Here is an 18,126-nt window from a genome sequence, read left to right as displayed (position 1 = left end):
CAGCATGGTCGTGTGGCAGAAGCGATCGGATCGTGCGTGCTCTTGGTGCGTAATGGGGAAGGTCATAACGCCGCCGTGGTCGGAAGGCGCACTCGAGAGCATCACGATCGACATCGTTGAAGAGCTGTGCAAGACAATGAGGATGCCATTCGAGTGTCGCCCGATCGAGCGAACGGAGCTCATTATCGCGGATGAATGGCGTCTGTTGGAACGCTGAATGAAATCACGCTGATCAGCGACGTTGATGGCAATAAGCCCGACGAATCCGGCGTGCTGAAAAGTATCGCCGAGCGGTATCGCAGCGCCGTACACGGCGTCGAGGTTCATCCGGCCGTTGATATGGACTGCAGGCCGTCCGCGCAATTGCTGAGCGTTGCTGCCGAATTGCGTGCGAGGAACGCCTCGCATGAGGCGTGGCTGGCCACAGCGACGGCGCTGATCGCGGGCAATGAGGTCGCACTATCGAGACACTAGCGCCTATCGCACGCCGTACCGCGAGAAGTCCTCGACGATCGTGGGGCGAATGGCTTTTGCGGCTGCAATGTCCGCGTCGCCGCCGATCGCGTCGCCCTTCTTCAGTCTGGCCAAGCCCCTTCCGTAGAGGGAACTTGCAAGCTTTGGGTCAAATGTCAGCGCCGAGCTGTAGTCTGCGACAGCCGCGTCGAGCGAGCCCATCTTTAGATGGACCATCCCGCGCGAGTCGTACGTGGCCGCCTTGTTCAGCTGGGATCGAAGCGCTCTGTTGCAATCCTCCAGCGCGGCCTGCAGGGTGCCAAGCACGGCTCTGGTCCAGCAGCGGCGGCTCCATACCTCGTCAAGATCCGATGTGAGACGGATGGCCTCGTCGTGGTCGGACGACGCGGCATGGTACTCATTCTTCTTCAGGTGCGCTTGCGCACGATTGGCGAAGGCTTTGGCGTAGCCGGGGTCCAGCCTGATGGCCTGGTCGAGCGTCTGAATCGCGAGGTCGTATTCGCCTTTCAGCAGGTAGGCCACACCCCGATTATTGTAGGGCTTGGCGAATTCAGGTGCCAGCTTGATCGATTCATTGAAGTCTTGGATTGCGCGGTCGTAGTCGCCCTTCGCAACGTAGGCATTCCCACGATTATTGTAGGAAATCGCCAGGCCTGCTGCCGTGCTCTGGTGCGAGTCGATCAGCGTCGAGCAAGCGGAAATCCGTGAGTCGAGCGAGCTGCGCTCCGAGCCATTGCAGAGTTCAAGATCCCGGAGGCTGTTGGCCGTCGGGTTCTGCGCGGCAGCCAACGACGGCAGGAGTAGCAAGGCCAGGGCGCATATGACGACGATGCCTCTCGATCGGCGGGTTTGCGCGGCCGCAGCGTGGCGGGCGTGCGCCGAACCTTGTGGGCATTTGCTGAACGACGGTTGCGCGTATGGCAATGATCCTAGCAGCCTCGACAGATGTTGAGATCGAACTTGCGGGTAGCGTTCTGGCGGGGTTCTCGCGTCGCGGGTGCCTCCGTTTTCTTCCTGCCCTCCTCGATAAGCGTGGAGAATTTGACTGAGCCATCATCCGAGATTGCGACGTGCGGTGTGGTCCCTCGAATTCCCATGGTCGCGACAGGAGTGTCGACCTTCATATCGCCTGTTTTGGCAACCTTTCCGGCGACGAAGGTAAACGTCCCCCTGGTTAGACTAAACAAGGTCGAATTCGAGTTTCCTCCAGGGTCATACACGAACTCGTCCAGGACCATCCGGGCGTTGGTCGATAGATTGAAAGTTGTGCCATCCGTAAAATTGATGCCGACCCGGCCGTCAGCCCCGGTCCGGATGACATCGCCTACATAGACGGGGTCTCCAACCTTCGTCGAGCCAGACGCTTTGGCCTCGATGACGACTGCGTTCGCATGTTCGATGGCCACCGCGCCGGTGACGCTGACGACCTTTCCGATGAGCTTCGCTGCATCCTGGATCGCGGGCGGCGCTGCATTGACTTGCGCTTCTGCTGGTCCGGCGAACGAGCCTGACAGAGTCAAAACGAAATAGGTCGCCAGCGCGGTAATCGTGCGAACGAACATGATCTCCCCCTTCCGAGAAGACCACCAATTATAACACAAGCAACGCGCCTATCGATTCCGAATATCGCGGACCGACTAGGCCTCTCGGGCTAGACTGAGCGACCTAGGTTTCCGATGCCCGTGCCGGTGTTGCGCCGCGCATAGACGGCTGCATCTCGGTCGAGTACATTGACTGAACAAATTTCTGTGAAGCGCTGAGCTCTGTGCAGGTCACATGGCACCAGATTTTTTTTCATGCGCGCGAGGTCATTTTCGACGGGCAGATGTCGGTTGCGGCGCAGGGCGTCCGTTCAAGGCGCAGGCGATATAACAGGCATATTTGGCAATCACGGGCGGCGCGCGGATTTTGACAGCCGAGGCTGAGGCAATGTCAATTTGCCACCATGCTGAGTTGGAGAACGCAGGTGAAGCAATTGCGGTTCCGCGTTGTCAACTTGTCGACAATCCCCGGACCACGACTTTTCTTAGTCGTGCGCGCGCCTCGTTCGCGAGTTGGATGACAAGAGGAATCGCGTTCGTTGGGACGTTTGGGGGAAGCCGAGCCCCATCCGAGGTAACTGGCATGCTGTGGTTCACAGCCCTGATCTTGGCTGAGTCAAAGCAAGCTCGTGCGGCCGACCCCGAAGCCACATTCCTGGATGATGGTATGATTACCTACAAGGACCTTGCGCATGGCGAGTTCGAACTCGTAACCAAAGAGGCGATCCCGCGACATATTCTGGTTGACGATCCCGGACAGACTATTGTTCTGCACGAAAAAGGATCCTCGTTCGCCGTAAACAAGGTCAACAATACTGCCGCTCAGATGGAGGAGCTCCGCGCCGCACAACAGGACGTGCTCGCCAATTTTTCGAAGGAGACAGGAGCAAAGGGATCAAGCACACCTCCGTCCGTTAACCCCCTGACGCCTCAACGCATCGATTTTATCAGGCCTGATGCCCCGCTTCCGCAGCTTCCGCCGGCGATACAAACGCTCTTTGTCGTTCCCGCTATCGTCGATCCCCCCGTGCGGTCGTTGACCGCCACGGCTTTGCCGATTGTTACCGACACGTCTGCCCTTGACCATTTCCCCTCGACTGCCGGTGCTCTGAAGGCGATCAACTTTGATACCGGCGCTCCGCTGAGCTACAGCATAAGCGGCGGGGTCACTGGAGCCGCGAAACTGGGCGGTGTGACATATGATGTTTCCAAAGCCGGTCAATATGGCACGCTTTACGTCAACAGCTCGACCGGCGCCTACGCGTTCGCTCCGGATAATCACGCGATCAATGCGCTGACTGCGACGACAACCGAAGGTTTCGTTGTCACGGTCTCGGACGGTGCATCCAGGGCCGATCAGACCTTCACGGTCACCATCAACGGTGTCAATGACGCAGCGATTATCGCCGGCGACGCGACGGGCGTGGTGGACGCGGCAGGCGCCGCCGCCAATGCTGCCGCCGGCACGGCGACGGCGACAGGCACGCTTACCGATACGGACGTCGATAACCCGCCCAACACCTTTAAGCCAGTCAGTGCGCCTCAGGCGAGCGATGGTGGGTACGGTGTCTTCACGATGACGGTGGATGGCGTGTGGACTTACGTGCTGACCGATACCAGGGGTGCGGTAAAGGCGCTTGATGTCGGTGGCACCCTTACCGACAGCTTCACGGTGGCGACAATCGACGACACACGAAAGGCGGTGACAATCACCATCCACGGCGCTAATGACGGGCCGATCGCACACGCTGATGTGCTGCCGTTGCTTCCTCCGAGCGCGGCGAATGTGAGCCAGGGCGGCTCGCTGACGATCGCCGCAAGCACTCTGCTTGCGAATGACACCGACCCCGATACCGGCGATCATCTGGCGGTCCTTTCCGTCAGTGGACTCAGTGCGAGCGGTGCGGCGGTGTCGCTCTCCGGCACTGACATCATCTACGAATCGACGAGCGCCGCTGTCCTTCGCGCCCTCGGGGCCGGGCAGACCGTCACCGATTCTTTCGCTTATACGATAGCTGACACTCATGGTGCGACTGCGTCGGCGACCGTGACGCTGGTCGTAGCGGGCATCAACGATCCACCGACAATTCTCAGCGAGACCGATCCACCGGTGCAGGCCGTCGTGGTCAATCCAATCGCGCTGGCCGAGGGGGTAAACACAAACTCGCTGGGCCTGGCGACAGAGTCGTTCGATGACCTGCCAAGCGGATCCGACGCGTTCCACGGCAACTTTTACAGTGCTTCGCTGGATGCCACATTTTCGGGATCGGGAAATGTCGGCGTCATCAATGGATCGATCCCCGGCGTCGCGGTCGCTCTGTTCCTCGGACCGTTGCCAGGCGGCGCGGATACCACCGACTATTTGAGCCTCAGCGCGGGCAGCACCGAGACAATCACCTTTGGCTCGGAGAGAAACACGTTTGGCCTGTATTGGGGTACGATTGACCCAATGAACAAGGTCAGTTTCTACAACGGCGTGAATCTTGTTGTATCCTACACCGGCGCCGAAGTTGCGGCGCTCTTGAGCGCACATCAGGGTGTGTTCGCTTCGAATGGCTATTTGGAATTTGTCGGAATCAACCCCTTCGACCGGGTGGTTCTAGAAACGGGCAACTTCAACGCATTTGAGCTCGAAAACATCTCTGCGGGAGTTGTCCTCGATCGCCACGCCGGCCTCGCGGGACCGGTGTCGGGAACGCTGACCGTGAACGACGTCGATATCGGCGACACGCTCACCGCGTCAGTGATCGGAAACGCCAGCGTTGAATTCAGCGGCTCGAACGGCTCAACGACGCTGCCCTTTGGCGCCGATATCGCAACGCTGGTCGATGCCAGCTACATCGCGTTCGACATCGTCAAGACAAATGGTGCGACGCAGACGTTGAATTGGACCTACAGTCCGACTGATGCCGATCTCGATTTTCTCAAAGCCGGCGATGAATTGACCATTAGATATACGGCGCAGGTCAATGACGGGCACGGCAATGTGGGAAGTCAGGCGCTGACGATTACGATAGTCGGTACCTATGCGTCACAAGACATGTCGCACCTAAGCGTTGTCAATGGTACCAGTGCAGACGAGACATTTCAGAACGTCGGCAACGGCGTCACGATCTTCGGCGCAGGAGGAAGCGACAATTTCGTGTTCAATGAGAATTTTGGCACCGCAACAATCGGCGATTTCGATGTCGATAATGACACGATAGCGATCAGTCGTAACTTGTTCGGCAGCGTTGCCGAGATCTTGGCTGCAGCAACCGACGCCGGCCCGGACACGATCATTACATCGCCCGCCACTCACGATGCTATTGTGCTGAAGGGGGTATCACCAGCGCAGCTGCATGGCTCGGAGTTCCAGCTGCTCTGACCGTCGAGGGCTTTGGGTTAGAGCAGCGCAGAGGGTCAAGGCTAATCCAGCGCTACGGTCGAGGCTTGTGGGCGCGATCCATTTCGGTTGCGAGCATCCCGACCCTCGTCGGATGGCTGAAGATCTCGAACTCGTTTCCCCGCGCTATACCGATAAGCGTGATGCCGCTCGCCTCGGCTGTTCGGACTGCAAGTGCGGTCGGCGCTGACATGCCAACGACGATGCCGGCACCGATCGCTGCCGTTTTCTGCACCATCTCGACCGATATCCGGCTGGTGAGGATGACGGCGCCCGTGCATCCGGATCTTCCTTTCGGGGCGAGAGCGCCGGCAAGCTTGTCGAGCGCGTTGTGCGCGACCCACGTCCTCGCGGACCAGCATGGTCCCTCTGTCGGGTTCGAAGAGCCCCGCGGCATGGGTGGCGCGAGTCCAGTGATTGAGGACTTGAGACGCGGTGAGGGCCGCAATCGCCGTGCCGATCTGTTCGGAGGTGAGACACGTGCCGTGCTCGACAGCTTGCGCGATCCGGCCGGCTTCGCGCAGGCTGTCGATGCCGCACAGCCCGCACCCCGTCGGCCCGACGAGCTGCCGCCGTCGCTCCTTCAACCTGCGCCCCGCGTCCGGTCGTAGCCAGAGACGCAGTTCGATTCCGTCGGGACCGGGCACAACCGTGAGTTCCTCGATCTCGCCGAGGTCGCGAATGATCCCCTCGGTGAGACTAAATCCCGGGCGAGGTCGGTCAGATCGGTGGGGTGGCCATCAGAACAGCGGCCGTCGTTCCATCGTAGACGAATGCCACGGGACATTCCTCTGCCACGATGCGCACATCATGCGCACCGCTCGAGGTTAGTCTTGGCATCTTGACCATGGCCGTGGGCGGCGATGCGCGATCGCCAAGTTGAGAGCCGTGCATGGATGCTCGTCCTGCGTCCCGTCATGACGCGCGAGCCGGCGCAAGGTTCCGGGCACTTAGGAACTTGCGATGGCATCTCGGGTTTTGGTGCGGGGCCTGCTGTTCAAGGACGTTCCACCCGAAATCATCGACGGCGGAGAGGCGCCGATTTCGGCATCGTGAATTCTGGATGAGGGCAACATGGTCAGGGGTGGACGACGATGAGGGACAGCACGTCGGATGTCGCCGACATCAGAGATGCCGTTCACTTGTGCATCGACATGCAGAACATCTTCGCTCCCAGCGGCCTTTGGGCGACTCCCTGGATGGAGCGCGTCCTGCCGACGATCGCTTCGATTGTTTCGCGCTATCAAGTGAGAACGATCTTCACGCGCTTCATCACTCCGCAGGATCCGGAGGATCGTCCGGGGCAATGGCAGAGCTATTTTCGCCGCTGGCACCAGGCGACCCGCCGGCATCTGCCGTCATCGGCGCTCGAACTCGTGCCGGCCTTGAGCCGCTTCGTTCCGCCGGCGGCCGTCATCGACAAGCCGGCCTATTCGGCCTTCAGCAATCCCGGTCTCGCGAGCGTGCTGGTCGAAAAGAACATCGGTACCGTCGTGATATCAGGCGCAGAGACGGACGTCTGCGTGCTTTCGACGGTCCTGAGCGCCGTCGATCTCGGCTTCAGGGTCGTCATCGTCGAGGACGCGCTGTGCAGCTCGTCTGATGTCGGGCACGATGCGCTCATGACGATGTATCGCACCCGCTTTCACGGCCAGGTCGACCTGCTGACAGCGGAAGAGCTGGCCGAATTCTGGCGGGAGTAGGAAGTGAAGCGGGATACGATCCGCAATCGCGAAGGCGCGCAATGCGCGCCCGGTGCCCTTTGAGATGGGTATTGCGTTGCTTTCCTCCGTCCGCCTTGTAGGCAAGGACATGCGACCGCAGCGGTCGTAACCATCTCGTAGATAACGGCGGGTTCCCACCACGCCGCTTCGTCACGGGACCCGGCGCTCATCGCCTTGCTTCACCTCGTTCTGCCCGGCATGCGCCGCGATCTGCCTTGCCGCAGTTCGGACGCTCTCGATGCCCTTCGGAAAGCCGCTGCGGTTCGGATAGAGCTTGCGTCGTGCGTCGCGCGGCGGCCGGCGCGGCTTGGTGTCCTGCGCGGCACGGTAGTCGAGCACGGCGATGCCGCCGACCATCAGCAGTGCCAGCGCGATGTTGCCCTTCTTGGGATTGTCCGACGTCAGACCCGACAGCAGCGCGGCGGCATCGAGGCCGTCGCCGCCGACACGGGCCCACAGGCCGGCGTTCTTCTCGACCGAAAGCGACATGATCCCGGCCATGATCTCGCGTACGCCGAAGGCACGCACCAGCGTCTCGCGGCCTTCCATGCCCAGCGTGTGCGTGACGCGCCTTGGCGCGAAGAGTTCGACCACGCCGAGGCCGATGCTGAACCAGCCGAGTGCGCGCGCGAGCTGGTCCGCCGGCTGCTTCAGGCTCGGTCCACCCTCGACGATCTTGGGGTCGCCCTTGGTGCGTATGATGTTGGAGAAATGAAACATGACTAGCTCCTTCAGGGCTTCAGCACGACCTTGACGCAGGAATCCCGCTTGTCGCGAAACACCTGGTACATCTCCGGTCCCTGTTCGAGCGGGACGGTGTGGGTGATGACGAAGGACGGGTCGATCTCGCCGTCTTCGATGCGGCGGAGCAGGTCGTCGGTCCAGCGGTTGACGTGGGTCTGGCCGGTCCGCATCGTCAGGCCCTTGTTCATGAAGGCGCCCATGGGCAGCATGTCGGACAGGCCGCTGTACACGCCAGGCACGGAGATGATGCCGCCGGGACGGCAGACATAGATCATCTCGCGCAGCACGTGAGGCCGGTCGCTCTCCGCCATCACCATCTGCTTGGCGCGGTCGAGCAGGGTGTCGGGCAGGGAAGCCATCACATGCGATTCCATGCCGACGCAGTCGATGCATTTTTCCGGGCCCTTGCCGTCGGTCAGCTCCTGGAGCCGCTCCAGCACGCTCTCGGTCTCGAAATTGATCGTGGTGGCGCCGCCGGCCTCGGCCATGCTGAGCCGCTCGGGCAGGCAGTCGATCGCGATCACCTGGTTGGCGCCGAGCAGGATGGCGCTGCGGATCGCCATCTGCCCCACCGGGCCGCAGCCCCAGATCGCGACCGTGTCGGTCGGCTCGATGTCGCATTGCGCGGCAGCCTGCCAGCCGGTCGGGAAGATGTCGCTGAGGAACAGCAATTGCTCATCCGGGATGCCTGCCGGAACCTTGATGTGGGTGGCGTCGGCAAAAGGCACGCGGAGATATTCGGCCTGGCCGCCGGGATAGCCGCCGGTCAGGTGCGTATAGCCGAACAGGCCGGCCGTCGTGTGTCCGAACACCTTGTCGGCCAGATGACGCTTGCGGTTCGTGGTCTCGCACACCGAGAAATTGCCGCGCTTGCACTGGTCGCATTCGCCGCAAATGATCGTGAACGGGACGACGATACGATCACCCTTCTTGAGCTTTCCGTCGACGCCCGAGCCGACCTCGACCACTTCGCCCATGGTCTCGTGGCCCATGATGTCGCCGGGCAGCATGCCCGGGATGAAATTGTGAAAGAGGTGCAGGTCGGAGCCGCAGATGGCGCAGCTCGTCACCTTGATGATGGCATCACGCGGATCCTGGATCTCCGGGTCGGTGACGGTGTCGCAGCGGATGTCCTCCTTGCCGTGCCAGACCAGCGCCTTCATCGTCCGTCCTCCCGGTTGAGCCACGTGCCATCTAAGTCCAGGCACGAACGATGGTTGCTATCGCCGCGCGCAAATTCTTCGCACTGCGCAAATAGGAACGAGGGAGCAGGGCGGCGATTGAGCGTCAACACCTCTAATTCCAAGACCTCGATTTCAAGGATGTGCGCATGTCCGCCAATCAACTCGCCGTCGTCACAGGCGCCTCAACCGGTATCGGCCTGGAACTCGCCAGGTGCTGCGCCCAGGCAGGTTTCAACCTCGTCATCGCAGCGGACGAGCCTCAGATCGAAAGGGTTGCCGTCGATCTGCGCCGGCTCGGCGGCAGCGTGGAGCCGGTCGAGGCCGATCTCGCCACCACCGAGGGCGTCGACAAGCTCTGCAACGCCGTCGCCGACCGGCCGATCGATGCGCTGCTGGCCAATGCCGGCATCGGTCTCGGCAGGGCCTTCCTCGACCAGGACTTCGCCAGGGTGAGACGCCTCATCGACACCAACATCACCGGCACGCTGTATCTGATCCACCGTGTCGGCAATGAGATGCTCCGCCGCAATGCCGGTCGCATCCTGATCACCGGCTCGATCGCGGGCTTCATGCCGGGCAGTTTCCAGGCGGCCTACAACGCCAGCAAGGCGTTCCTCGATTCATTCTCGTTTGCGCTGCGCGAGGAGCTGCGCGACAGCGGCGTCATCGTCACCTGCCTGATGCCGGGTGCGACCGAGACCGAGTTCTTCCGCCGTGCCGACATGATGGACACCAAGGTCGGCACCGAGAAGAAGGACAGCGCCTACGACGTCGCGAAGGCCGGGTTCGACGCAATGCTGCGCGGGGAGTCCGACATCGTCACCGGGCTGACGAACAAGATCCAGACGACGGTCGCCAACGTCACGCCGAACGAGGTGCTGGCCAAGCAGCACCGCAAGATGGCTGAGCCGGGCACCGCGCGGTCGTAGGACTAGGCCGGCGCAAATCCCGCGGAGCGGCGCCAACCGTCTTGCGGACGGCAAACGAGACCGCCGATTCACATAGCCCAATGCGCAGCGGCCCCGAAACCGTCAAATTGTACGGGCTGAAAGCCGAAAAGGGGCCTCGATGGCGATGGATCGCATCGAGCGGGCCTTTGTCGCGACCGCGGTCACGGGTTTTGTCGTGATGTTGGTGGCGACTATCTGAATGATGAGCTGAACCGGGGGAGCTCGCCGTCTTGCGCGTCGCGCTACCTTACGCCGCGGTTATGCTGTGCATGGCGATGAGCGCCTGGCTCGCAGTCGCGCGTCTGCCCTGACCAGCGCACGTTCGAACGAGAATCTCGGTGCTATGTGCACTTTTTTCCAATTTGCTCAATTTGAGTAACCTACGTAAATGAGCGGCTCGCGGAATTGGCTTAGAGTTGTTGGATGCGCGAGGCGCTTATTTCCCGAGCAACTTGTGCGATCGATGCCAGCCGCGCTTTGCGGGAGGAATGTCGACTGCTGATGGAGCATCACGATCCGATCGTGGCTGGTCGGCGCCTGGCCATCATGGAGAGCGCCATGGGTCGCACGGAAATCAAGGCTCGCCGAGACAATCAGGACAACTAGCTCCCGTTGGCGGAGCCGGAGCGTTTCTGAGCAAGTGCCGTCTTTTGAGTAATTTGCGCAGCGCCGTGCCGGAGTTTTTCGACGAGCCGAGAAACCGTTCCACGTTAGGAACGTTGGATGCACGCCAGCGCGATTTTGCTGGCATCATCAACATGTGAACGCAATGGCGCGCTCCGCTGACTGACAGGGATACGTCCATGACGATGATGCGGCGTCGGATCAAGCACGTGGATAGTTTGGAGGCGCGGCTGGCCGCCGAAGCGGAGCGGCTGCGCGAAGAGGCCAAATCGCTCCCGGCGGGCCCGGCGCGTGAGGAGATGCTGCGCAAGGCGCGGCAGGCCGAGACGGGATCGCAGATGAGCGAATGGCTGCGGTCGCCGGGCTTGCAGCCGCCGAATTAGCGACCGCCGCTGCAGCGTGCAGCTGGTCAGGCTGCACGCGCCGGGAACGGGTCAGATGTCGGCGCGTACCGATGCGCTGGTGTCGTGGGCAGAAACCGGAAAAATGAGCACCACGTCCATCGTTCCCCGTTGCGTCCGGTTGTCACCCGGCGGTGCGGGAGATCAACGCCGCTTCGCCGCTTTGGTTCGCCTGCTATAGGGCGAGCGGTTGACGGGCCTCAGCGAAATCCCTTCGCGTTGCGCCTTGCTGCGGATGGCCGCGACCGGCCGCTGAAGCTTGATGCTCATCACGCCGGTCGGCGTGTTGCCTTTGGCGAGCTGCTTCAGCTTGCTCACGTCCGCCGCCGTCCAGGGCTCGCGGGCGCGGCGCTTGTACGCGGGATTTGCCTTGCGCGGTCCCTTGCGGCCGATCGGGGAGCCCGGCCGCTTCCATGCTGATTTTGCCATGATGGTCCTCCTTCAAGTCGTTCTTGAACATGCGAATCGGCAATTCGGTTCCGGCGCAGCGCGGGTCTATCGGTGCGCCTGTCGCTCGCGCAAAATCGCTCAGCGTTAACTTATTGAAATGCCGGAACCGCAAGTTGCGGCGGAAGCTGCAAGTTCCTTCCAACCGAATTATCCGCGAAAGTGCGAACGTGAAAATGACCGCCAAACGTAACCGCAGGAAACAGACCCAATCGCTCCAGGAGCGGTTGGCCGCCTTCGCCGAGAACGCCCGCGAGCGCGCGCGCAGCCTGCCGCCCGGCCGGGAACGCGAGATGCTGCTGCGACGCGCCAAGCAGAACGAGGTGACCTCGAACCTGACAGAGTTGCTGAGCGCACCCGTCTTCCCAAGACGAGGACAATCGTAATGGGGAGCATCAAGCATTACCGCGCATTCCAGATCGATCCGGATGGCCACGTGTTCGGATGCATCAATCTGGTCTGCGACGATGACGAGCAGGCCAAACGTGAAGCGGCCGCGCTCATGCTGGTCCACCGCATCGAGCTGTGGCGGCTCGACCGGCGGATCGCGCAATTCGATCTGCCGCGGGAGGCTGCTCGCCAGTAGAGCTGCGGGAACCGTGCGCCGCGTGCCGGGTTGGTCGATGACCGACTTCGCCAGGAGCCAGCATGACGGAAGCCGACGTTCGCAAGGGAATGCCGCCCGTCAAGCTGTCGCGCGAGGAGTTCGAGCGGCGTTACAAGGTTCAGTTCGTCGACCCCGCCTTTGCACCGCTGCAACGTGAGCTCGATACCATCACCGCTGCGGCCTGGGACGCCTACAGCCATTCGCGCAAGGCGCCGTTGACGCGGAGAGCCGGTGCAGGCTTCTCCGACCCGGGCTACGATCTTGCCGTGGACTGGCTCGATGCGCGTGCGAGGATCCTGGAAGCGCAGCGGCGCCACGACGATGCGGACGAGACGCCGCGCATCCTCGTCATCAACGGCTCGGCGCGCAGCGAGCACACCTGTCCCGGCGAGATGTCCAAGACCTGGCGGCTGGTCAAGCTGGCCGAGCCCGTCTTCATCGAGATGGGATTTGCCGTCGACATCCTCGATCTGTCGCGCCTCGCCTCGGAGTTCGGCAAAACCATCCACCCCTGCAAGGCCTGCGTCGGCACCGCCATGCCGCTCTGCCACTGGCCGTGCAGCTGCTATCCGAACCATTCGCTGGGCCAGACCGGCGACTGGATGAACGAAATCTATCCGCTCTGGGTTGCCGCCCATGGCATCCTGATCGTGACGCCGGTGAACTGGTATCACGTGCCCGCCGGGCTCAAGGCGATGATGGACCGCATGGTCTGCGCCGACGGCGGCAATCCCGATCCGACCTCAACCCACGGCAAGAACGCCACCGAAGCCAAGGCGATGGAGCTGAAGGGCTGGCCCTATCCGCGCCATCTCGTCGGCCGCCATTTCGGCCTCGTCGTTCACGGCGATGCGGTCGGCGCCGAGGGCGTGCGCCGCGCCTTGTCCGACTGGCTGACCGACATGCAGCTGATCTCGGCGGGGCGCTTCGCCGAACTCGACGGCTATGTCGGCTACATGGAGCCATACGCCACCTCGCATCGCGATCTCGATGAGGACAGGGAATTCCAGCAGGAGGTGCAGAATGCGGCACGCGCGCTCGGCAACGCGGTCCGGCTCGCGCGGAGCGGGCGCCTCGAGGAGCCCGGCGCCGGACTTGCGGACCCGAACCCGAAATGACCGGCGCGCCGCCGCTCGATTGCCTGATCGTCGGAGGCGGGCCGGCCGGGCTGATGGCCGCGATCTATCTGGCGCGGTTTCGCCGCCGCGTCTGCATCGTGGACGCGGGCGCCAGCCGGGCGGCGCTGATCCCGCGCAGCCACAATGTCCCGGGCTTCGTCCACGGCCTGTCCGGCGCTGAACTGATCGAACGGATGTCGGCCCAGCTGCACGAGCTCGCCGTTACGCGCGTGGACGCTGAGGTCACCGCCCTGCAGCGGCACGATCAGGGCTTTCTGGCGAGCTGGAATGGCCGCGCGCATGCGGCCGCCGCCGTCATTCTCGCCTGCGGCATCGTCGATACCCATCCGCCGTTCGACGAATGGCGCGCCGCCGTTGCGGATGGGTTGTTGCGCTACTGCCCCGTCTGCGACGCCTTCGAGGCGTCCGGCCGCCGCATCGGCGTGATCGGCCCGCTCGCGCGCGCCGCGGGCAAGGCGCTGTTCCTGCGCGGCTATTCGCACGACGTGACGCTGCTCGCAACCGCGCCGGATGACGATCCGGTCGCAACGTCACGATTGGCCGAGGCGGATGTGGACGTCCTGTTCGCGCCCGATCTGCGTTTGCGGCGGAGAGGCGAGGGCGTCGAAGCCATCTTCACCGATGGCCGCACGGCGCAATTCGACACGATCTATCCCGCGATGGGGGCAGAGGTGCGCTCGCGGCTCGCGGTGTCGCTTGGCGCCGAACATACCGGGGAGGGCTATCTGAAGGTCGACGACCATCAGCGCACGTCGATCGATGGGCTCTACGGCATCGGCGACGTCGTCACCGACCTGCACCAGATCTCGGTCGCGTTCGGCCACGCGGCGGTTGCCGCCTGCACGATCCACAGCAGCCTGCCGCAGCGCTTTGCATAGCCGGTCCCGTCACAATCGACGGAACCTGGAACGAAGCGCGTTGCTCCGCTTTGGTCGACCCAAATGGGGCGCGCAATTGGAGACAACCGATGGCTCAATCCGAAGACATGACCCGCTGCATCGACCTCTGCATGAGCTGTTACCGGACATGCCTCGGCACGGCGATGAACCATTGCCTCGAGACCGGCGGCAAGCACGTCGAGCCGAAGCACTTCCGCCTGATGATAGCCTGCGCCGAGATGTGCCGGACGGCCGCGCATTTCATGCTGATCAACACGCCGCATCACCGGCATACCTGCGCTGAGTGCGCCGAAATCTGCAGCGAATGCGCCGAGGATTGCGAGCGGATCGGCGGCATGGACGAATGCGTCGCGATGTGCCGCTCATGCGCCCAGTCCTGCCGCGCGATGGCGGCCTGAGGAGGCGCTGATGCTGGAAGAGAAGCTCAAGGGCGCCATCATCGACGAATTGAAGCGCCAAGCCGCCGACCGGCCGCAGGCGCTGAAAGTCCAGGGCGCGGGAGACGCGAAGAGCTCGGAGGAGCTGACCGTCAACGGCAAGATCGACCTTGGTGCGCTGGTCATGGTGATCGCAGGATCGGTCGCGGGCGGGCCTTAGCGCCGGTCAACTGCAGCTCTCATGCAGTTCGGGCGGAACGCCGCAAGGACTTCGGCGGCTGACCGAATGCGCGGATGAAGGCTCTGCGCATCCGCTCGGGGTCGCGAAAGCCGGTGGCTTGAGCGACGCGCTCGATCGCTTCTCCGGAGGACTGCACGCGCTCCCGTGCCACCTCGACCCGCAAGCGCTCGACGGCTTTCGTTGGCGTGGATCCGGTTTCGGCGATGAAGGAGCGGACGAAATGCCGTGAACTCAGGCCCGCGCGCTCGGCAAGTGCCTCGACCGTGAGAGGCGCATCCAGATTCTCGCGCACCCATGAAAGAAGGTTGCCGAAGCGCCCGTTCGGCGTCTTCAATTCGAGCAAGGTCGAGAACTGCGATTGTCCGCCGCCGCGGCGATGGTACAGCACCAGCTGCCGGGCGGTCGCTTGCGAAATCTCTTCACCGTGGTCCTCGGTGATCATGGCGAGCGCCAGATCAATTCCTGCGGTGATTCCGGCCGATGTCCACACGCCGCCATCGCGGGTGAAGATCTGGTCCGGCTCGAGCCGGACTTTCGGGTACCGTCCGATGAAGTCACGGGTGCAGGACCAATGCGTGGTCGCGCAACGACCGTCCAGGACTCCCGCCTCGGCGAGCAAATAGGCCCCCGAGCAGACACTGGCCAGACGCACGCCGCGGCGCGCCAATCTCTGAATGAATGCGATCGTCGTCTTGCAGCGCACCTCGTCCTCGACGCCTTCGCCACCTGCCACGAAGAGCGTCGTGACCGAGCTTGCCGATCGCAAGTTGCGCGCGAGCATCTCGGTGCCCGACGAACTGCGCACGGCGCCGGCCTTCGTGGCAACCGTTATCACACGCGGCGCATGCGGCGTGTGGCGTCTTGCGATCTCGAACACCGATATCGGGCCGGCGGCATCCAGCAACTGGAATTCGGGAAAGATCAGGAAGCCGATCATGAACGCGTCCAAAAATGAGGGAATTACGCCGTTTCCGCCCCCAAGGCCAACATGGCAGGCTGCCACCGTCAAGCGCGATGTCGAGGTTGGATATGTCGGGTCCGTTGCAGATCGGTCTTCTGGTTTTTCCCCGCGTGACCCAGCTCGATCTCACCGGTCCCGCCCAGGTCTTCTCCAGCCTGCCTGATGTGACCGTGCATCTGATCTGGAAACGCATCGAGCCCGTGCCGAGCGATTCCGTGATTGCGCTGACGCCGACCATCACCTTCGCTGATTGCCCGCAACTCGACGTGATCTGCGTCCCGGGCGGCTATGGCACCGACGAGCTGATGCTGGACGAGGAGGTGCTTGCGTTTCTGAAAGCGCAGGCGCGGGACGCGAAATACCTGACTTCGGTCTGCACGGGTTCGCTCGTTCTCGGTGCGGCCGGTCTCCTGAAGGGATATCGCGCGGCCACGCACTGGACGACGACCGATGCATTGCCGCTCTTCGGAGCCGAGGTGTCGCGCGAGAGGGTCTGCATCGATCGCAATCGCATGACGGGCGGCGGCATCACCGCCGGAATCGACTTCGCGCTCACGCTCGTTTCGATGTTGAGAGGCCGCGCGGCTGCGGAAATGATCCAGCTGCGCATGGAGTACAATCCGGTACCGCCTTTCCGGGCCGGTTCGCCGGATACTGGTCGCGCCCGCGCAGGCGAGGCGTCTGGAGTTCGTCAGGAGAGCCATTCATCAGGAGGGATAGCGCGGCGTTTCGAGGCAATCATCGCCGACAGTCGTCGCGGTGCCAGAGCGGAGGGGAAGATGGTGGATCACGTTGGGGCGTTGCAGTCATGGCGCATCGGACTTTGCCGGTCGGTCTTCGGCATCATCCTGACGCTGGGTCCGGTCGCATTCGCCGAACGGAGCCTGGCCGCCGATTTTTCCGGTGACGTTGTCCGGATCGGCATCATCAACGACCAGGCGGGACCATTGTCCGACCTTGCCGGACCCGGCTCCGTCGTCGCCGCGAAGATGGCGGTCCAGGATTTCCAGAAGGTCGCGCCGGGCCTGAAGGTCGACATCGTCGTCGCGGACCACCAGAACAAGCCGGATATCGGCGCCCAGATCGTCCGCAAATGGTTCGACGTGGACGGCGTCGACATGGTGGCCGACGTCGGCAACTCGGCGGTCGCGCTCGCCATCCAGTCGATCGCGCGCGACAAGAACAGGATCGTCATCTACTCGGCGGTCGGGACCACCGAAATCGGCGGCAAGCAATGTTCGCGCGCCGGTCTGATGTGGTTGCACGACAATTACAATCTGGTCGCCGGCTCGGTCCGAAAGCTGGTGTCGCAAGGATACGACAGCTGGTTCTTCATCGCGTCCGACTATGCGTTTGGGCGCAATATGGTCGAAGTGTCTCAGCGCGTGCTCGCGGCGACTGGTGCCAAGTCGCTCGGCGCGGTCTTTCATCCGTTGGGAAATGCCGACTACAGCTCTTTCCTGCTCCAGGCCCAGGCCTCGAAGGCCAAAGTGGTCGCGTTCGCCAATGCTGGCGAACAGCTCGTGACCTCGATGAAGCAATGGAATGAGTTCGGAATGAACATGGGGCCGCAGAAGGCCGTTGCCGAACTCATGTTCCTGACCGATGTGCACGCCATGGGTGCCGAAACGGCCAAGGGATTGACGACGGTTACCGCTTGGTACTGGGCGCTCAACGAGGCGACGCGGGCGTTCGCCCAGAGGTTCTACAAGCTTCACAACGCCATGCCGACCGCGCCGCAGGCCGCCGTCTATTCGGCTGTGCTGCACTACCTGAGAGCTGCGGCTGCCGCAGGGACGGATGAAACCAACGCGGTCCTGGAGAAGCTGCGGTCGATGCCCGTGGACGATTTCTATGCGCCCGGCGCGCGGCTGCGCGCCGACAACAAGCTCGTGCACGATTTCTATCTCGTCGAGGTCAAAAAGCCTGCGGACGTGAAAGTCCCCTGGGACTATTACAATGTGGTCGAGACCATTCCGGCCGAGGAAGCCTATCTTCCCCTGAGCCAGAGCGAGTGCCCACTGCTGAAGACCTCGCAGAACTAGCGCATTGCCCCGTGCAAGCCTTGCGGTTCCTCGAACGGCGCCTCTTCAGCCATACTCCTCGCCGATGCCGTATTCCCGGTAGATCTCCAGCGGGTCGATCTCGGGAAACAGGCGGCATTTGGCCTGGGCGAGATGCAGGCTCACTGCCGCCGGCTCCTTGCCGTTCGCGAGCAGCTTGCGGATGTCGTCCATATGGGCGTTCGGCTGGTGCTTCGGTGCGAGTTGCTCCAGCGCGACCAGGGCGGTTGCGAGCGCCTCGGTCAGAACCCACTCGTCGTGGCCCGTGATTCCCTTCTTCGGCATCGGCAGACCCCACATATGGCGGCGGCCGGCAGTTTACCGCGACTTCGGCCAAATCGCCATTAAGCCGTCGCGGGCATGCC

Annotated in this window: 20 protein-coding genes and 1 pseudogene; 13 read left to right on the top strand and 8 right to left on the bottom strand. The window is 62.7% G+C overall.

What is annotated here, in order from left to right; all coding sequences use genetic code 11:
* Positions 1–195: 195 nt before the first annotated feature.
* On the top strand, positions 196–474 hold the full coding sequence (locus H1B27_RS11750) for a hypothetical protein (RefSeq protein ID WP_197966163.1): 279 nt from the start codon (positions 196–198) through the stop codon (positions 472–474).
* Positions 475–477: 3 nt separating this feature from the next.
* Here the strand turns inward: H1B27_RS11750 and H1B27_RS11745 are convergent, their stop codons facing one another.
* Complete coding sequence (locus tag H1B27_RS11745) at positions 478–1,398, bottom strand: tetratricopeptide repeat protein (RefSeq protein ID WP_246515366.1); 921 nt, start codon at positions 1,396–1,398, stop codon at positions 478–480.
* Between the two features lie 5 nt (positions 1,399–1,403).
* Positions 1,404–2,036 carry a FecR family protein gene (locus H1B27_RS11740; protein ID WP_061877238.1) on the bottom strand — a complete coding sequence of 211 codons (633 nt, stop codon included), beginning with the start codon at positions 2,034–2,036 and terminating at the stop codon, positions 1,404–1,406.
* Positions 2,037–2,598: 562 nt separating this feature from the next.
* Between H1B27_RS11740 and H1B27_RS11735 the strand changes: the two genes are divergently transcribed.
* Positions 2,599–5,382 carry a VCBS domain-containing protein gene (locus H1B27_RS11735; protein ID WP_197966162.1) on the top strand — a complete coding sequence of 928 codons (2,784 nt, stop codon included), beginning with the start codon at positions 2,599–2,601 and terminating at the stop codon, positions 5,380–5,382.
* 52 nt (positions 5,383–5,434) lie between these two features.
* Here the strand turns inward: H1B27_RS11735 and fdhD are convergent.
* Positions 5,435–6,294, bottom strand: a pseudogene (gene fdhD / locus H1B27_RS41180) (formate dehydrogenase accessory sulfurtransferase FdhD).
* 200 nt (positions 6,295–6,494) lie between these two features.
* On the opposite strand from fdhD, the gene H1B27_RS11725 reads away from it, so the two are divergent.
* Positions 6,495–7,103 (top strand): cysteine hydrolase family protein, encoded by a 609-nt coding sequence (locus H1B27_RS11725; RefSeq protein WP_197966161.1) that lies wholly within the window; start codon positions 6,495–6,497, stop codon positions 7,101–7,103.
* 171 nt (positions 7,104–7,274) lie between these two features.
* Here the strand turns inward: H1B27_RS11725 and H1B27_RS11720 are convergent, their stop codons facing one another.
* Positions 7,275–7,844, bottom strand: coding sequence for a hypothetical protein (locus H1B27_RS11720; protein WP_197966160.1), 570 nt, complete (start codon positions 7,842–7,844; stop codon positions 7,275–7,277).
* A gap of 11 nt (positions 7,845–7,855) precedes the next feature.
* A complete protein-coding gene (locus tag H1B27_RS11715; protein ID WP_197966159.1) occupies positions 7,856–9,031 on the bottom strand; it encodes a zinc-dependent alcohol dehydrogenase in 1,176 nt (391 codons plus the stop codon).
* A 167-nt stretch (positions 9,032–9,198) separates the two neighbouring features.
* On the opposite strand from H1B27_RS11715, the gene H1B27_RS11710 reads away from it, so the two are divergent.
* From H1B27_RS11710 to H1B27_RS11700, 3 genes are all read left to right on the top strand, one after another.
* Complete coding sequence (locus tag H1B27_RS11710) at positions 9,199–9,981, top strand: SDR family NAD(P)-dependent oxidoreductase (protein ID WP_197966158.1); 783 nt, start codon at positions 9,199–9,201, stop codon at positions 9,979–9,981.
* A gap of 444 nt (positions 9,982–10,425) precedes the next feature.
* Entirely contained in the window at positions 10,426–10,608 is a 183-nt protein-coding gene (locus tag H1B27_RS11705) for a hypothetical protein (RefSeq protein ID WP_197966157.1), read from the top strand.
* 203 nt (positions 10,609–10,811) lie between these two features.
* Positions 10,812–11,009: a hypothetical protein gene (locus H1B27_RS11700; RefSeq protein WP_131868321.1), complete on the top strand. Its 198-nt coding sequence runs from the start codon at positions 10,812–10,814 to the stop codon at positions 11,007–11,009.
* Positions 11,010–11,171: 162 nt separating this feature from the next.
* Here the strand turns inward: H1B27_RS11700 and H1B27_RS11695 are convergent, their stop codons facing one another.
* Entirely contained in the window at positions 11,172–11,456 is a 285-nt protein-coding gene (locus H1B27_RS11695; RefSeq protein ID WP_197966156.1) for a hypothetical protein, read from the bottom strand.
* A 194-nt stretch (positions 11,457–11,650) separates the two neighbouring features.
* Here H1B27_RS11695 and H1B27_RS11690 point away from each other — a divergent pair, with 194 nt between their 5' ends.
* From H1B27_RS11690 to H1B27_RS11665, 6 genes are all read left to right on the top strand, one after another.
* Positions 11,651–11,860 (top strand): hypothetical protein, encoded by a 210-nt coding sequence (locus H1B27_RS11690; protein ID WP_061877344.1) that lies wholly within the window; start codon positions 11,651–11,653, stop codon positions 11,858–11,860.
* Complete coding sequence (locus H1B27_RS11685) at positions 11,860–12,060, top strand: hypothetical protein (RefSeq protein ID WP_197966155.1); 201 nt, start codon at positions 11,860–11,862, stop codon at positions 12,058–12,060. Before H1B27_RS11690 ends, H1B27_RS11685 begins: the two co-directional genes overlap by 1 nt.
* 62 nt (positions 12,061–12,122) lie before the next feature.
* On the top strand, positions 12,123–13,199 hold the full coding sequence (locus H1B27_RS11680) for a flavodoxin family protein (RefSeq protein ID WP_197966154.1): 1,077 nt from the start codon (positions 12,123–12,125) through the stop codon (positions 13,197–13,199).
* The gene (locus tag H1B27_RS11675; RefSeq protein WP_197966153.1) at positions 13,196–14,098 is read left to right on the top strand and encodes an NAD(P)/FAD-dependent oxidoreductase; all 903 of its coding nucleotides are present in this window, start codon (positions 13,196–13,198) and stop codon (positions 14,096–14,098) included. The genes H1B27_RS11680 and H1B27_RS11675 overlap by 4 nt, the downstream gene beginning before the upstream one ends.
* 89 nt (positions 14,099–14,187) lie before the next feature.
* Complete coding sequence (locus tag H1B27_RS11670; protein WP_197966152.1) at positions 14,188–14,517, top strand: four-helix bundle copper-binding protein; 330 nt, start codon at positions 14,188–14,190, stop codon at positions 14,515–14,517.
* Between the two features lie 10 nt (positions 14,518–14,527).
* Positions 14,528–14,716 carry a hypothetical protein gene (locus H1B27_RS11665; RefSeq protein ID WP_197966151.1) on the top strand — a complete coding sequence of 63 codons (189 nt, stop codon included), beginning with the start codon at positions 14,528–14,530 and terminating at the stop codon, positions 14,714–14,716.
* 19 nt (positions 14,717–14,735) lie between these two features.
* Here H1B27_RS11665 and H1B27_RS11660 read toward each other — a convergent pair whose 3' ends face one another.
* On the bottom strand, positions 14,736–15,674 hold the full coding sequence (locus H1B27_RS11660; RefSeq protein WP_197966150.1) for a GlxA family transcriptional regulator: 939 nt from the start codon (positions 15,672–15,674) through the stop codon (positions 14,736–14,738).
* 92 nt (positions 15,675–15,766) lie between these two features.
* Here H1B27_RS11660 and H1B27_RS40035 point away from each other — a divergent pair, with 92 nt between their 5' ends.
* Entirely contained in the window at positions 15,767–17,743 is a 1,977-nt protein-coding gene (locus H1B27_RS40035; RefSeq protein ID WP_246515364.1) for an ABC transporter substrate-binding protein, read from the top strand.
* Positions 17,744–17,788: 45 nt separating this feature from the next.
* Here H1B27_RS40035 and H1B27_RS11645 read toward each other — a convergent pair whose 3' ends face one another.
* Positions 17,789–18,046: a hypothetical protein gene (locus tag H1B27_RS11645; protein WP_193374346.1), complete on the bottom strand. Its 258-nt coding sequence runs from the start codon at positions 18,044–18,046 to the stop codon at positions 17,789–17,791.
* Between the last annotated feature and the right edge of the window lie 80 nt (positions 18,047–18,126).

Source organism: Bradyrhizobium diversitatis (assembly GCF_016031635.1).
Classification (GTDB): domain Bacteria; phylum Pseudomonadota; class Alphaproteobacteria; order Rhizobiales; family Xanthobacteraceae; genus Bradyrhizobium; species Bradyrhizobium diversitatis.
Note: the sequence above shows the minus strand (reverse complement) of the source record. Positions and strands in the feature narration are given on the sequence as shown.

Bases quoted from the DNA above. Each gene is read 5' to 3' on its own strand.
- H1B27_RS11720 (WP_197966160.1), bottom strand. From the start codon at position 7,844: ATGTTTCATTTCTCCAACATCATACGCACCAAGGGCGACCCCAAGATC.
- H1B27_RS11750 (WP_197966163.1), top strand. From the start codon at position 196: ATGGCGTCTGTTGGAACGCTGAATGAAATCACGCTGATCAGCGACGTT.
- H1B27_RS11705 (WP_197966157.1), top strand. From the start codon at position 10,426: ATGCGCGAGGCGCTTATTTCCCGAGCAACTTGTGCGATCGATGCCAGC.
- H1B27_RS11675 (WP_197966153.1), top strand. From the start codon at position 13,196: ATGACCGGCGCGCCGCCGCTCGATTGCCTGATCGTCGGAGGCGGGCCG.
- H1B27_RS11735 (WP_197966162.1), top strand. From the start codon at position 2,599: ATGCTGTGGTTCACAGCCCTGATCTTGGCTGAGTCAAAGCAAGCTCGT.
- H1B27_RS11685 (WP_197966155.1), top strand. From the start codon at position 11,860: ATGGGGAGCATCAAGCATTACCGCGCATTCCAGATCGATCCGGATGGC.
- H1B27_RS11740 (WP_061877238.1), bottom strand. From the start codon at position 2,036: ATGTTCGTTCGCACGATTACCGCGCTGGCGACCTATTTCGTTTTGACT.
- H1B27_RS11695 (WP_197966156.1), bottom strand. From the start codon at position 11,456: ATGGCAAAATCAGCATGGAAGCGGCCGGGCTCCCCGATCGGCCGCAAG.
- H1B27_RS11710 (WP_197966158.1), top strand. From the start codon at position 9,199: ATGTCCGCCAATCAACTCGCCGTCGTCACAGGCGCCTCAACCGGTATC.
- H1B27_RS11660 (WP_197966150.1), bottom strand. From the start codon at position 15,674: ATGATCGGCTTCCTGATCTTTCCCGAATTCCAGTTGCTGGATGCCGCC.
- H1B27_RS40035 (WP_246515364.1), top strand. From the start codon at position 15,767: ATGTCGGGTCCGTTGCAGATCGGTCTTCTGGTTTTTCCCCGCGTGACC.
- H1B27_RS11725 (WP_197966161.1), top strand. From the start codon at position 6,495: ATGAGGGACAGCACGTCGGATGTCGCCGACATCAGAGATGCCGTTCAC.
- H1B27_RS11665 (WP_197966151.1), top strand. From the start codon at position 14,528: ATGCTGGAAGAGAAGCTCAAGGGCGCCATCATCGACGAATTGAAGCGC.
- H1B27_RS11645 (WP_193374346.1), bottom strand. From the start codon at position 18,046: ATGCCGAAGAAGGGAATCACGGGCCACGACGAGTGGGTTCTGACCGAG.
- H1B27_RS11700 (WP_131868321.1), top strand. From the start codon at position 10,812: ATGATGCGGCGTCGGATCAAGCACGTGGATAGTTTGGAGGCGCGGCTG.
- H1B27_RS11680 (WP_197966154.1), top strand. From the start codon at position 12,123: ATGACGGAAGCCGACGTTCGCAAGGGAATGCCGCCCGTCAAGCTGTCG.
- H1B27_RS11715 (WP_197966159.1), bottom strand. From the start codon at position 9,031: ATGAAGGCGCTGGTCTGGCACGGCAAGGAGGACATCCGCTGCGACACC.
- H1B27_RS11670 (WP_197966152.1), top strand. From the start codon at position 14,188: ATGGCTCAATCCGAAGACATGACCCGCTGCATCGACCTCTGCATGAGC.
- H1B27_RS11690 (WP_061877344.1), top strand. From the start codon at position 11,651: ATGACCGCCAAACGTAACCGCAGGAAACAGACCCAATCGCTCCAGGAG.